10 protein-coding genes are annotated in these 13,258 nt (G+C 66.5%); 4 read left to right on the top strand and 6 right to left on the bottom strand.

Going from position 1 to position 13,258, the window contains the following annotated elements:
- Positions 1 to 13: 13 nt before the first annotated feature.
- Entirely contained in the window at positions 14 to 1,138 is a 1,125-nt protein-coding gene (locus K414_RS0107400; protein WP_027495378.1) for a DUF3068 domain-containing protein, read from the bottom strand.
- A gap of 167 nt (positions 1,139 to 1,305) precedes the next feature.
- On the opposite strand from K414_RS0107400, the gene K414_RS28465 reads away from it, so the two are divergent.
- Entirely contained in the window at positions 1,306 to 2,451 is a 1,146-nt protein-coding gene (locus tag K414_RS28465; protein WP_027495379.1) for an acyltransferase, read from the top strand.
- On the opposite strand, the gene K414_RS26265 is transcribed toward K414_RS28465, so the two are convergent.
- From K414_RS26265 to K414_RS0107420, 3 genes are all read right to left on the bottom strand, one after another.
- On the bottom strand, positions 2,429 to 6,676 hold the full coding sequence (locus K414_RS26265; RefSeq protein WP_152530375.1) for an alpha-(1->3)-arabinofuranosyltransferase: 4,248 nt from the start codon (positions 6,674 to 6,676) through the stop codon (positions 2,429 to 2,431). The genes K414_RS28465 and K414_RS26265 overlap by 23 nt on opposite strands.
- 22 nt (positions 6,677 to 6,698) lie before the next feature.
- Complete coding sequence (locus K414_RS28470; protein ID WP_072692026.1) at positions 6,699 to 6,869, bottom strand: DUF2613 domain-containing protein; 171 nt, start codon at positions 6,867 to 6,869, stop codon at positions 6,699 to 6,701.
- Positions 6,870 to 6,972: 103 nt separating this feature from the next.
- Positions 6,973 to 7,440: a universal stress protein gene (locus tag K414_RS0107420; protein ID WP_027495380.1), complete on the bottom strand. Its 468-nt coding sequence runs from the start codon at positions 7,438 to 7,440 to the stop codon at positions 6,973 to 6,975.
- A gap of 154 nt (positions 7,441 to 7,594) precedes the next feature.
- On the opposite strand from K414_RS0107420, the gene K414_RS0107425 reads away from it, so the two are divergent.
- The gene (locus K414_RS0107425) at positions 7,595 to 8,770 is read left to right on the top strand and encodes a glycoside hydrolase family 3 N-terminal domain-containing protein (protein ID WP_027495381.1); all 1,176 of its coding nucleotides are present in this window, start codon (positions 7,595 to 7,597) and stop codon (positions 8,768 to 8,770) included.
- 62 nt (positions 8,771 to 8,832) lie between these two features.
- Positions 8,833 to 9,435 (top strand): TetR/AcrR family transcriptional regulator, encoded by a 603-nt coding sequence (locus tag K414_RS0107430; RefSeq protein WP_027495382.1) that lies wholly within the window; start codon positions 8,833 to 8,835, stop codon positions 9,433 to 9,435.
- Positions 9,436 to 9,518: 83 nt separating this feature from the next.
- Here the strand turns inward: K414_RS0107430 and K414_RS0107435 are convergent, their stop codons facing one another.
- Positions 9,519 to 10,376, bottom strand: a complete 858-nt coding sequence (locus K414_RS0107435; RefSeq protein WP_027495383.1) for a MaoC/PaaZ C-terminal domain-containing protein — start codon at positions 10,374 to 10,376, stop codon at positions 9,519 to 9,521.
- Complete coding sequence (locus K414_RS0107440; protein ID WP_027495384.1) at positions 10,373 to 11,719, bottom strand: 3-oxoacyl-ACP reductase; 1,347 nt, start codon at positions 11,717 to 11,719, stop codon at positions 10,373 to 10,375. Before K414_RS0107440 ends, K414_RS0107435 begins: the two co-directional genes overlap by 4 nt.
- 139 nt (positions 11,720 to 11,858) lie before the next feature.
- Between K414_RS0107440 and K414_RS0107445 the strand changes: the two genes are divergently transcribed.
- Positions 11,859 to 13,157 carry an acetyl-CoA C-acetyltransferase gene (locus K414_RS0107445; protein ID WP_027495385.1) on the top strand — a complete coding sequence of 433 codons (1,299 nt, stop codon included), beginning with the start codon at positions 11,859 to 11,861 and terminating at the stop codon, positions 13,155 to 13,157.
- The last annotated feature ends 101 nt before the right edge of the window (positions 13,158 to 13,258 follow it).

Consider the following 13,258-nt stretch of genomic DNA (forward strand, 5'->3'; position numbering starts at 1 on the left):
CCTGCGTAGGCACTTACTCCTTGGAGAGGTTCGTCCTCGGAATCTCTTCCGTGCGATCGGTCGTCCAGTCGCGGTTCGGTGCGGTGCCGCCACTGGGGGTCGGGCGAGGACCGGTGTCGGTGCGGGCCGGCTGACGGTGTCCACCGTTGCCGCCGCCGCGCAGCAGCAGAACGACTCCGGCGATCAGCGAGATGACACCGAGGATGCCGGCGACGATCGGAACGGTGCGGCCGAAGAGCGACAGCTTGTCCTGGCCGTCCTTCGCCTGCTGGATCTGGTACTCGACGGTGTTCTCGTCGAACGTGATCGGGGCCTTCAGCACGTCGACCTCGGGACGGCCTGCCTCACGGCCGTAGTACTGGTGGATCTGCTCTTCGCCCTTGACGACGACGCCGGTCTCGGGCTCGACCCACAGGGTGCGGGTGTTCTCGTACCAGCGGGTCATCGTCACCGGTGCGGTTCCACCTTCGACGCCCCAGGTGTCGGCGGGCAGCGTGACCTTGTTGGTCGGCAGGTTCACCACGGTCGACAGGTCGACCGGTCCGACGGTCTGCTGGTACTGGTACACCGGCGTGCCGTTGATCTCGGTTTCCTCGACGAAGTCGATGTCCTTCGAGGCGCGCGCGTTGACGTCGAAGTACGGGTAGCTCTTCTGCTCGGCATTGAACGGGAACTTGTACTGCAGACCGGTGTGGGCCACTTCCTCGGCCGGCTTGTCGCCTGCCACCTGAATGGTGCCGATCGGGCTCTCGACGGGCATCGAGGTCTTGCGGTCGATGCTCACGCGGTCGACCGTGGCGGTCAGCAGTCCGGTGTCGGCCTGCTTGTCGGTGCGGCGCAACGTCTGTCCGGCCTGAAGCGTCATGATGTCGGCATCGGAGGGATCCTCGACGGTGACGAATCGCTGTGAGGTCAGCGGAACGTTCTGATCGACCACGGCGCGACCGGCTGCCAGCGACCGCGCGTCGAGGACGCTTCCGGTGCCGGTGGAGACTGTGGTGACCTCGAGGTCGAGTGGAGTCTTCTCGAGCGCCGAGACGGTGTAGGTGGGGATGAGGATGGCGGCAACCACCAGAAATGCGCCCAAGCCGATGAGGAAAAGGGCCAATATCCGGCTCGGCCCTGAGCGCTCCGCCATGCTGAATCTCCTTAGTCGACCGCTTCACTGGAAGACACCGCAGGCGGGATCGTACGAATTCCCCGATGCGCTGCCCGATTTCTTACGACACGTCGCAGGTGACAGTAACAGTCGACAGTGGCACCGGTCTCGTCCATGCCGGTTCGACACGGCACACTTGAGCCACCATGAGCACTCGAGTCCACTCGGCGTCCGTCGTACCGTTGCGTGCCTTCGTGCCCGCTCTGGAGGGGATGCGGGCAGTTGCCGCGCTCGGCATCGTCGTCACCCACGTCGCATTCCAGACCGGGGCCGCCAATTCCCCGCTGATGGGCCGAGTCTGGGGCCGGTTCGATCTCACGGTGGCGATCTTCTTCGCGCTGTCGGGATTTCTGCTGTGGCGCCCGCATGCCGCGCAGGCCCGCGGACTCACGCAGGCGCAGCCCACTCGCCGCTACTTCTGGTCACGCGCAGTGCGCATCCTGCCCGCCTACTGGGTGGTCACGGTGCTCGTCCTGCTGTTTCTGCCGCACGCAGGCGGGGACTATCGGGTGTGGCTGGCCAACCTGTCGCTGACCCAGGTGTTCGTACCGCTGACACTGACCGAGGGCATGACGCAGATGTGGTCGTTGTCGGTCGAAGTGGCGTTCTATCTGTTGCTGCCGCTGTTCGCCTGGCTGACGATCCGGCTTCGGGGATCGTCGGCGAGGTACCGAGTGTGGGTTCTGCTCGCTGCGTCCGCGGTGACGCTCTCCTGGGCGTTCATTCCGATCGCGACACCGGAAGCCATCCATCACGACAACTGGTTGCCCGGCTACTTCCCGTGGTTCGCCGCGGGCATGGTGCTCGCCGAAGTATCGGTCGGTCCGCAGATGTGGGTGCATCGTTGGGCGCGTCGCACATGGGTGATGCCCGCGATCGCGGTGACGGCATTCGTTCTGTCGGCGACGCCGCTGGCGGGCCCACAAGGATTGGTGCGGCCCGAGCCGTGGCAGTTCGAGCTCAAGATCGTCCTCGGTGCCGTGCTGGCGTTCGCGATGCTCTCGCCGTTGGTGCTGGCCGATTCCGGCCGCAGGCATCGGGTGTTCGAGCATCCGGTGATGCTGACCCTCGGCCGCTGGTCGTACGGGATCTTCATCTGGCACCTGGCCGTGCTCGCCGTCGTGTTCCCGGTGTTCGGCATCGTCCCCTTCTCCGGCGGCATGTGGTTCGTGCTGACGGTGACCTTGGCGCTGTCGATTCCGGTCGCTGCCGCGAGCTATGCGCTGGTGGAAGAGCCGGCCCGGCGCAGGTTCGCGCCGAAGAAGGCGGTCACGGCTTCCGCATCGCGCTGACGGCCAACGCGACGATGCCGATCAACGAGGCCAGCTGCACCGCGTAGGACCCGCCCACATATCCGTCGGCCGACCGCCACGGCCCGAGTGAGAGCAGCGCTGCTCCCAGCAGGGCGAATCCTCCTGCTGCGCACACCGATACGCGAGACGTGAGCTCCGACCCGTAACGGCGGTTCAGCAGCGCCGAGCCGGCACCGAGAACCAGCACCGAAATCGCTCCGACGACGCCTGCCAGCACGATCGCCGCGCCGAGCAGCGCCGCGAACGCCACCGGGGTGCTACGCCAGGGTCTGGGCGCGGGGCCTGGATCGACGACGCCGCGAGGCCGCCGCAGCGCGAAGATCAGCAGCGGAATCAACAGCAGTAGTCCGCCGAAGATCCCGAGTCGGTACCAGCGGTCGGTGGTGAAATCCAACGACACCGTGCCCGACGCCCCGGCCGGGACGATCCAGGCCTGCTGCCAGCCGTCGACGACCACCGGGGTCAGTTCGGTCCCTCCGGGTGTCGTTGCCCGCCAGCCACTGTTGTTGCTTTCGGGGATGACGAGCAGGCGATCCGAGGTGCTCGAGGTGAGGGTCACTTCGCGGTGATCGGGGCTCCATGCTGTGGTGCGCGCCGCCTGCGGTGCAGACGTGTCCGGCCACAACGCCGGAATGGGCATGGTGCGCAGTCGAAGCCCGTCGACGAAGAACGACGCTCCGGGTTCGACGACGATGTCCTGGCGTCCCTCGGGGAGCGACACGGGATTGACGAACTTTTCGTTGACCGGGATGTCCGCGTCGCAGACCGATGCGGGTAGAGCTGCGCCGGAACGGAATTGGTCTGCGGTCGCCGTCACCGAGGTGCGCACCGTCTGCCCCGCGATGGACACCAGGGGTCCGTCGAAGCAGTCGACCGTGATCTGCCGGTCACCGTCGTACGGCGGCCCGATCGGCTCACCGGCGGACAACGGTGTGACCTCGGCAAATCCGGGCGGTTGAGATTGGATGAAGCCCAACGAGTTTCGGTCGAGTACGCCGTCCCAGTCGACGATGGACAGCACGATCCTGTCGGTCACGTACGGTGCCAACGCGAGTGTCGTCGAACCCTCGGTATTCACATCGCGCACCATCGGACCGTTGCCCAGATTCACTGCCACCCGCGTGGGGTGGGCAGGCAATGCGCCGAGGCTGGGGCTCAGCTCGAGGCCGTCCACCAGTGTCGGGGCGGGCAATTGGATGGTGAGAGTGGGGTCGGTGCCGGCTCGATCGGTGATCGACTTCTCCGGTGCCGTCCACGACGTACGCGGGTCGCCGTCGGTGGCGGCGAAGGCAGAGCCGTCGAGGTCCGCGACGTCGGACGCCCCACTCGCCAAAGGCCGGCCGGGCTGGGCCAGCAGGGCCTCGAGCTCGGGGGACTGCCGCGTGCGTACCGTCAGCTCGGGGATCACCGCGGTGCCCATCGGGACGTCGATCGTGCGCGAGAAGCGGCCCAGTTCCTCCGGCGACTTGGACAGTCCACTGCTGCACCGGATTCGATCGTCGGTGTCCAGACAACCGGAGCGGCCCGGAAATTCTTGGCCCAGCTCCCACGCGTCGACGCTCGCGCCCGCGGGAGTGGGTGGCAGTACCGCGCGATGCACGATGGAGACCGGCTTGGGGTTGTCTCGATCGGAGTAGTCGTCCACCGACACCTCGCTGATGCCGAACTGACTGCCCCGGGTGCCGTCGACCGTCGACTTCGCGGTGATGCGCAGCCACGGAGTTTCACCACCGGGCAGCGACACCGTCATCGGGTCTCCCGGCTTGTCCACCCGGGCCGCCGTCGAGCCGTTCGGAGTGGTGACCTCGACCCACTTGACCGGGTCTCCGATCGTTCCCGGGCTGGTCCGCATGTGCAGCAGCCCGCCGCGCACCGGAGTATCGAAATCGAGTTGAAGCCATTGCCCCACCGCGCGTTCGATGCCGTTGCTGATCCAATCGGTGGCCAGGTCGCCGTCCACTGCGGCCGCGACCCCGCTGCCGGGCACACTGCCCCCGATCTGAGTCGCGTCCGACGCCGAACTCGACGCGGTCAACGTCGCGCCCTCCCACTCGGCGTCCACGGTCTGCGCCCCGTACACCGGATAATCGGGCACCTCGTTGAGCGAACGGCGGGGCTCGTCGGCGGCCCGCAACGCGGAGTTGTGATTGTCCACCTGACCGAAGTCGGTCTCGCGATTCATCGGTGTGTCGGTCACCGTCACCGAATCGACGGGCAGGCCCGCAGCAGCTGCATCCGGCGCCAACAGCGTCGGCCCGGCCGGAACGGGCAGGCGAACACCGTTGTTGCGCAACTCGTTCGATCGCAGAATGGACTCGGGCCCGCCCTGTACCACCGGCACCCGATCCACATCGACCGTGTACGGGCCGGAGGCAGGTACGTCCGCTGCGGCATCGACCTCGTAGATCTCGACGGCCGGATACGGAGGCCGTAGATCGCCGTCCAGAACCACCCCGTCCACCTGACCCGGTGCCACGTCCTCGCCGAACTCTGCCACCTTCTCGAGCCCCGGCGAACCGTCGAGCACGCGGTGGACGGACGCCGGTCGGGTGGACCGCGAGTCCTCCGGATCCAGGTCGTTGCGCACGACGACGTAGCTGATGCCCTGTCCCACAAGGGTGTCGGCCAAGCCGGTCGACGGCCTGCCGTCGGCGAAGAGTCGTTGCACCGAGTCGAGGGCGCGAATGGCACCGGGCGGCGTGAGCGGCACCGCATCTCGGACGGCCCAGGGCGTGGTCGCGAGAGCCTGCAACGGCTCGTCGCGCGTCAGGCCCCAGGTCTGCAGAGCGAACGGTGCGCCGGGCACGATCAAGGCGCGCTGCGCGTCGGAACCGTCGGGACTCGAGCCGGAGGCGTGGTCGGTGAGCCAGTCCGCGGCGTCGTGCCAGTACTGCGGCACGGACTCGTACGCACCGCGTGGCGCGAGCTTGCCCGTCCACGCCAGCGCCGTCGAGAGCGTCAGCGCTACCAGGATCAGCGCGGTCACCGCCGTCATCGGGTGCTTCTCGGGATGCGCGACGGCCGCTCGCCACGTCGGCCGTGGAACCGAACCCGGCAGTGGAACCCGGGCCAGAAGATGAGCGAGGCCGAGTACCAACGGGATTCGTATGACCGGCTCTAGTTTGTGAATGTTGCGCAGAGGCGCGCCCGCGGAATCGAGGAACACTCGCACGGTTGCCGCGAACGGACCGTCGAGATCGCCGACGAACCCCGCGCCCAGGCCGACGAGGCCGACGAACAACATGACCGTCAATCGGCCGCGGGCCGGCATCGAGCGCATCGCCAGACCCGCAATGCCTGCGGCCGCGATCAAGCCGGTTGCGATCACGGCAGCAGGCTGAGTCACCAGCACGGCGCCCGCCACCCGCTCGGGAGAGACGAACGGGGTCCAGCTGCCGGTACCGCGCAGCACCTCGGTCAGCGACGTCCACTGGGTCGTCGTGTCGGACGACTCGATGTAGTCGAGAAACGGCGGAGAGACCTTGCCCAGCAACAGCAGTGGGACGATCCACCACAGTGTCGCCAGCACCAGAAAGCCGGTCCACCAGGCCGCGAACACCAGCCAGCGGCGGTTCGGCCGATGGCACAGCAGCCAGATGACGGCAACCAGAACGGCGGCGGCCGTCGCGACGGCATTGACCGCGCCCATCAACGCCACGGCCAGCGCCGATTGTGCCGCCGCACGCCGAACCGTGTTCCCAGCGGGCCGAGTGTTCAGGCAACGAACGATGGGAACGAGCACCCACGGCGCGAGCATCATGGGCATCGTCTCCGAGGAGATCGACGCCAGAGTGGTGATCACCCTGGGGGACAGCACGAATGCTGTCGCTGCGATCAGACGGGAAGTGCGGCTGCCGACACCGAGTGCCTCGGCGAGCCGGACGATTCCCCAGAAGCCGGCGACGAGCAGCAGTGCCCACCAGATGCGCTGGGTGATCCACGGCGGAATCGACAGCAGATCACCGCCGGCGAAGAACGCTCCGTGCGGGAAGAAGTAGCCGTAGGCCTGATTCTGAACCTGGCCCAGCGGTGCGGCGCTGTTCCACTGATGCGAGGCGCGTTCGAGAAATCCGAGAGGGTTCTGCGCCAGGTCGTACTTGGTATCGGCGACGGTGAAGCCCGGGACCTGCAGAAACGTGAGCAGGAATGCGAGAGCGGAGACTCCGAAGAGCCAAATCCGACCGAGCGGCTCGGCCGAGATCAACGATCCACGTGAGCGACCAGCGTCAGCGGCTGCCGTACTCAACCTGGTTCAGCAAGGACGAGTCGGCGTTTCCGGTGCGATCGATGTCCGGCCGAGAGTTGTCTGCTGCACCGGCGGTGACTCCGAATACGACACCGGCACCCAGTACGGCTCCGACGACGGCGGCAATGACACCCGGGACAGCGAACTTCATCTCGGTTCTCCAGTCAGTCGGCTCAGTGAAGCAGTGGGCGAGGTTGTCCCCCACGCGGGCATCACGGTATCACCTGCACCCTGTGAACCGGCCGGTGGACGCGTTATTTTCCGGGAGGAACGATCAGCACGGGTCGATGGCTGTGCCGCAGCACGTGCTCGGCCACCGAGCTCTGCAGTAGGGCCCGCAGCCCCGTGGTGCCTCTGGTGCCGGTGACGATGATGTCGACGTTCATCTCGTCGGCCTTCTCCACGATCGCGCTCCAGATGGCGGTGGTGCATTCGGTGCACTGGCCTTCCACCTTCAGGCCTGCGGCCTCGGCCAGGGCGACGCCCTCGCTGTTGGTCACCTTCGCATCGGTGAGAGCGACGTCCTCGGCCTCGTCGTCCGGCACCCACTCGGGCTGCATGACACCCGACAGACCCGACATCCGCGCTGCTTGACGCACCATCGGTTCCCAGGCCGTGACGACGATCGCGCGAGAGGTGGTGAGAAACCGTCCCGCATAGTCGATGGCTCGTTTGGCGTTGTCGGAACCGTCGTAGGCAATGAGTATGAGGTCAGCAGTCATGGTGGTGATTCTCCTCATGTCGCTTTCGTCCAGATTACCCCGCCCCCGCCCCGGATCAATGTGGGTTTCGGTCGCTCGGAGTGCAACAAAGTCGCATTGATCCCAACCGGAGGGCGGTCAGCAACACGCAACTTCTCGGCTACCGTCGTATTCCATGCGACTTCGGTTTTCGGTTCGGTCCGCTGCAGCACTGACGGTCGGGGTGGGGTTGCTCGTCTCGTGTTCCAGTGAATCGTCGCAGGTGGCCTCGACGCAATCGGCCCCGTCCTCGACGACGACCGCACCGCAGACGACGGTCCCGCAGTCGACGCCTCCGCCGGCCGACGCGTGTGTCACCTTCGTCGACGGTCTGACCGAGCGGCAACGTCTCGCTCAATTGCTCACCGTGGGCGTCACCGGAACGCAGGACGCGATTCGGATCATGTCCACCGAGCAGGTGGGCGGGATCTTCGTCGGCAGCTGGACCGACGAGTCGATGCTCGGTAACCGTGAGGTTCCGCAGGTGCTCGACGCGTCCGCGGTGGCACCGATGGTGACGATCGACGAAGAAGGCGGACGCGTGTCGCGGGTTGCCGATCTGTTGGGTGCGGCACCGTCGGCGCGGGAACTGGCGCAGACGATGTCGGTGGACGAGGCGTATCAGGAGGCCTTGACGCGAGGCCGGGGACTGAAGGATCTCGGCGTCACCGTCGACTTCGCGCCGGTTGTCGACGTCAGTGCTCAGCCCGATGATTCCGTCATCGGCGACCGCTCGTTCTCCGACGATCCGCAGGTCGTCATCGAGTACGCGGGGGCGTACGCGAAGGGGTTGAAGGATGCGGGTGTCGAGCCGGTCATCAAGCACTTTCCCGGGCACGGCTCGGGTTCGGGTGACTCGCACACCGGGGCCGTCACCACGCCGCCGCTCGACGAGCTGAAAGCCAAGGATCTGCTGCCGTTCGCCGCGCTCGACACTACCGGAGTGGGCGTCATGGTCGGCCACCTCGACGTGCCAGGACTGACCGACCCCGGTGTTCCCGCCAGCATCAGCCCTGCGGCCATGGCGTTGCTGCGCGACGGCGTCGGATACGGAGCGAAGCCCTTCGACGGTCCGATCTTCACCGACGACCTCAGTGGCATGGCGGCGATCACGGCCCGGCTCGGGATCGTCGACGCGGTCGAGTCGGCGTTGGTGGCCGGAGCCGATGTGGCGTTGTGGCTGACCACCGATCAGGTGCCGGCGGTGTTGGACAATCTGGAGGACGCAGTGGCGACGGGGCGCCTTCCCGCAGCCCAGGTGGACGAGGCGGCGGCGACGGTTGCCCGGTTCAAAGGGGCGTGCGGAGCCTGATCGGTCGTCGCTCGACCTTACTGTGGAGTAACGTCTAGTGCTTCGTACGTATTGGAGGATCCATGGCTGGCGGCACCAAGAGACTGCCCCGCGCCGTCCGCGAGCAGCAGATGCTCGACGCGGCAGTGGATGTGTTCTCCGACAACGGGTTTCACGAGACATCGATGGATTCGATCGCCAAGAAGGCGGCCATCTCGAAGCCGATGCTCTATCTGTACTACGGCTCGAAAGACGAGCTGTTCGCTGCGTGCATTCATCGTGAGGGCCTCAAGTTCGTCGAGGCCCTGACGCCCGCTGCAGACCCGACCCTGACGCCGCGCGAACAACTGCGCCGTGCGCTGGTCGGTTTTCTCGGCTTCGTCGGCGAGAACCGAAAGTCGTGGATGGTGCTCTACCGCCAGGCGATCGGTCAGCAGGCTTTCGCCTCGCAGGTGCAGAGCAGCCGAGACCGGTTGATCGAGCTGACCGCAGGTCTGCTGGCGATGAGTACCCGAGACCCGGAACAGTCACAGAACTTCGGGCTGATGGCCGTAGCGCTGGTCGGGGCCGGTGAGGCCGTGGCCGACCGCGTGGCAGGCGGAGAAATCGAGGTCGACGCGGCAGCGGACCTCCTGGAAAATCTGGCGTGGCGCGGACTCGCCGGCAAGAAAACTGCCACTACCTAGCTGGCCGCCACCTACACAGCCGAACTCGAAGTTATGGACGGAAATCCGAGGAAATCCGTCCATAACTTCGAGTTCGAGCTAACTCAGCGCAGGGTGCCCGTCAGATGCGGGTAGCCCTTCTTCGGGTTCTTCAGTGACAGGTCCCAGCCGGTGCCGACGGCATCGGCGTATGCGTTCACCGTCGCGGGCAGGATGATCGGCTTGCCGAATCGGATGCTGTACTTCACGGCCTCCGGGATGCGGCCTTCGACCGTCTGCAGTACCGCTGCAGCACTCCACATTCCGTGTGCGATGGTCTTCGGGAAGCCGAAAGCCTTTGCACCGAGCGAGGATACGTGGATCGGGTTGCGGTCTCCGGAGATGGCCGCGTACCGGCTGATGATCCGCTGATCGACGCGCAGGGTGCGGGTCGGGGGCGGCGGTACCTCGTCTGCAGGCGGTGTTTCACGGGGTCCACCCGAGAGCGAGGTCTTCTGCAGGCTCAGGAAGCTCGAGGTCTGCTTCCAGACCAGTTCGCGTCCCACCTTGACCTCGCTGATCAGGTCGACCAGCAAGCCCTTGCGGTGCTCGCGCAGATTCTCCGCGTGCACTCGGATGTCCAGCGGCTCCGATGCCGAGATGCCGCGGAACTGCTCGATGACGTTCTCGGCGTGCACCGAACCGATGGCGGCGAACGGAAAGCCCTTGGACACCATCAGTTTCATCACTGTCGGGAACACGAGCGTGAACGGGTAGGTGATCGGGAGCTGATCGCCGAATCGCAGCCCCGTCGCGCGGCAGTAGCCGGCCAGGTTGTCCTGGTCCACTCGCAGGCCCTTGAGCTCGAACACGGTGCTGGGCACCGTCTTCGACTTGGACCCGAGGAAGGGCAAGGCACCCAGTGCAGCCGAGGTGTAGATCTGGGACGTCTTCGGCTGCTCGGTGAGCGTGACGGTGCTCATGCGCCGAGTAGGCTCTGGCCGCACACGCGCACGACCTGCCCGGTGACGGCGTTGGATGCGGGAGAAGCGAAGTAGGAGACCAACTCCGCGACGTCGACGGTCTCGCCGCCCTGCAGCAGCGAGCTCATGCGCCGTCCGGCCTCGCGGGTGGCGAACGGGATGGCCGCCGTCATCGCGGTTTCGATGAAGCCGGGGGCTACGGCGTTGATGGTGATGTTCTTCTTCGCGAGCACCGGTGCGGAGGCGTGCACCAGGCCGATGACGCCGGCCTTGGAGGTGCCGTAGTTGGTCTGGCCGCGGTTGCCCGCGATACCGGCGATGGACGAGACGTCGACGACGCGGCCACCCTCCTTGAGTGCGCCGGATGCCACCAGCTCGTCGGTGATACGTTGCGGTGCAGCAAGATTGACGCCGATGACGGAGTTCCAGCGGGCGTCGTCCATGTTCGCGAGGGTCTTGTCGCGGGTGATGCCTGCGTTGTGCACGATGATGTCGGCCCCGCCGTGGCGCTCGAGCAGGTGCTTCGAGAGGACCTGGCCGGCGTCGGGGGAGGTGACGTCGAGGGCCAGCGAGGTGCCGCCGACCTTGTTGGCCGTCTGCGAGAGTGCTTCTCCCGCTGCGGGAATGTCCGCGGCGATGACGGTGGCTCCGTCACGGGCAAGAACCTCGGCGATGGTGGCACCGATGCCGCGGGCAGCGCCGGTGACGACGGCGACCTTGCCGGCGAGCGGCTTGTCCCACGAGGCCGGTGCCTGCGAGTCGGCGTCGCCGACGACGATGACCTGGCCGTCGACGAAGGCGGACTTGGCCGACAGCAGGAAGCGCAGGGTGGATTCGAGGCCGGAGAGTCGGGTCGACGCGTTGGGGGAGATGTAGACGAGCTGAGCCGTCGCGCCGCGCTTGACCTCTTTGCCCACGCTGCGGGTGAAGCCTTCGAGGGCGCGCTGCGCGATGTGCTCGTCGACGCTCGACGTTTCTTCGGGGGTGGTGCCGATGACGACGACGCGAGCGGACGGTGCCAGGTTGCGGATGACCGGCTGGAAGAACTTGAACAGCTGCTCGAGCTCGGCGACGTTACCGATGCCGGTGGCGTCGAACACCAGGCCGCCGTGCTTGTCGTCGTGCGGCTGCGACTGCGGGTAGTCCGAGAGCAGCTCACGCAGCGGCTCGACGAGGCGGCCGTTGCCGCCGATCAGGACCGGTCCGGCCAGTGGCGGCTCGCCTGCCTTGTAGCGGCGCAGCTTCTCGGGCTGCGGCAGGCCGGCCTGCTTGGCGATGAAGGCTCCCGGCGCGGACGCGAGGAACGTTGAGTAGAGATCTGGGGCTCCCTTGGAGGCTGCCACTGTCGTACCTTTCATTCAGCGCTGCTCGCTCTGAGGGCGAGGCGCACGACCGGGTGTCGACAACCAACTTACTCGCCAGTAAGATGAAACTCCACCAGGGCCATTCCCCACATGCTGGGGACGATGTTTGGAGACGTCAGTGACAAGCAAGCAGCTACGACCGGTCGCAATCGTCGGTGGCAACCGCATTCCGTTCGCGCGTTCGGACAAGAAGTACGCGCTGGCGTCCAACCAGGACATGCTCACCGCCACCATCGACGGTCTCGTCGCCCGTTTCGGTCTGCAGGGCGAGCGTCTCGGCCTCGTCGCAGCCGGTGCCGTGCTCAAGCACTCCCGGGACTTCAACCTCACCCGTGAGGTCGTGCTCGGCAGCGCGCTGAGCCCGTACACCCCGGCCTTCGACATCCAGCAGGCCTGCGGTACCGGTCTGCAGTCGATCATCGCCGTCGGCGACGCCATCGCCTCGGGCCGGATCGACGCCGGTATCGGTGGCGGCGTGGACACGACGTCCGACGCTCCGATCGGCGTCAACGACGAACTGCGCGAGTTCCTGCTCTCGCTGAACCGGGCGAAGAGCACCACCGCTCGCCTCAAGCTTCTCGGCAACGTCCGTCCCGGCATGCTCGGCATCGAGATCCCCCGCAACGGTGAGCCGCGTACCGGCCTGTCGATGGGTGATCACGCCGCCATCACCGCGAAGGAATTCGGCATCCGCCGCGAGGAACAGGACGAACTGGCCGCAGCGAGCCACCACAACATGGCGGCCGCATACGACCGTGGATTCTTCGACGACCTGGTGACGCCGTTCCTCGGCCTGACCCGCGACGACAACCTGCGTCCGGGATCGACCGTCGAGAAGCTGTCCACCCTCAAGCCGGTCTTCGGAACCAAGCTGGGCGACGCCACCATGACGGCCGGCAACTCGACTCCGCTGACCGACGGCGCGTCGGCTGCGCTGCTGTCGAGCGACGAATGGGCTGCCGAGCGCAACCTGCCGGTGCTGGCGCACCTCGTCGATTCCGAGACCGCCGCCGTCGATTACATCCACGGCAACGGATCGTTCAAGGACGGCCTGCTGATGGCCCCGACGTACGCGATTCCGCGTCTGCTCGCCCGCAACGGTCTGACGCTGCAGGACTTCGACTACTACGAGATCCACGAGGCGTTCGCTTCGGTGGTGCTCGCGACGCTGCAGGCGTTCGAGAGCGACGCGTACTGCAAGGAGCGTCTGGGACTCGACGGTGCGCTCGGTTCCATCGACCGCAGCAAGCTCAACGTCAACGGGTCCTCGCTCGCCGCGGGCCACCCGTTCGCCGCGACCGGTGGACGCATCGTCGCATCGCTGGCGAAGATGCTGGCCGAGAAGGGTTCGGGCCGCGGCCTGATCTCGATCTGCGCGGCCGGTGGCCAGGGCGTCACCGCCATCATCGAGCGCTGATCACCGCAGCTTCGGCTGCTCCCCGATACGGGGACACGATCTGGGGGTCACAGGGTCGGCGGATCCGGCAAACGAGGGGTTTTCGGATCTGCTGATCACAA

This window comes from Rhodococcus sp. JG-3, from assembly GCF_000482405.1.
Taxonomy (GTDB): domain Bacteria; phylum Actinomycetota; class Actinomycetes; order Mycobacteriales; family Mycobacteriaceae; genus Rhodococcoides; species Rhodococcoides fascians.

Coding starts and splice junctions, on each gene's coding strand:
- K414_RS0107430 (WP_027495382.1), top strand. CDS start 8,833: ATGGCTGGCGGCACCAAGAGACTGCCCCGCGCCGTCCGCGAGCAGCAG.
- K414_RS0107425 (WP_027495381.1), top strand. CDS start 7,595: ATGCGACTTCGGTTTTCGGTTCGGTCCGCTGCAGCACTGACGGTCGGG.
- K414_RS0107420 (WP_027495380.1), bottom strand. CDS start 7,440: ATGACTGCTGACCTCATACTCATTGCCTACGACGGTTCCGACAACGCC.
- K414_RS28470 (WP_072692026.1), bottom strand. CDS start 6,869: ATGAAGTTCGCTGTCCCGGGTGTCATTGCCGCCGTCGTCGGAGCCGTA.
- K414_RS0107435 (WP_027495383.1), bottom strand. CDS start 10,376: ATGAGCACCGTCACGCTCACCGAGCAGCCGAAGACGTCCCAGATCTAC.
- K414_RS28465 (WP_027495379.1), top strand. CDS start 1,306: ATGAGCACTCGAGTCCACTCGGCGTCCGTCGTACCGTTGCGTGCCTTC.
- K414_RS0107400 (WP_027495378.1), bottom strand. CDS start 1,138: ATGGCGGAGCGCTCAGGGCCGAGCCGGATATTGGCCCTTTTCCTCATC.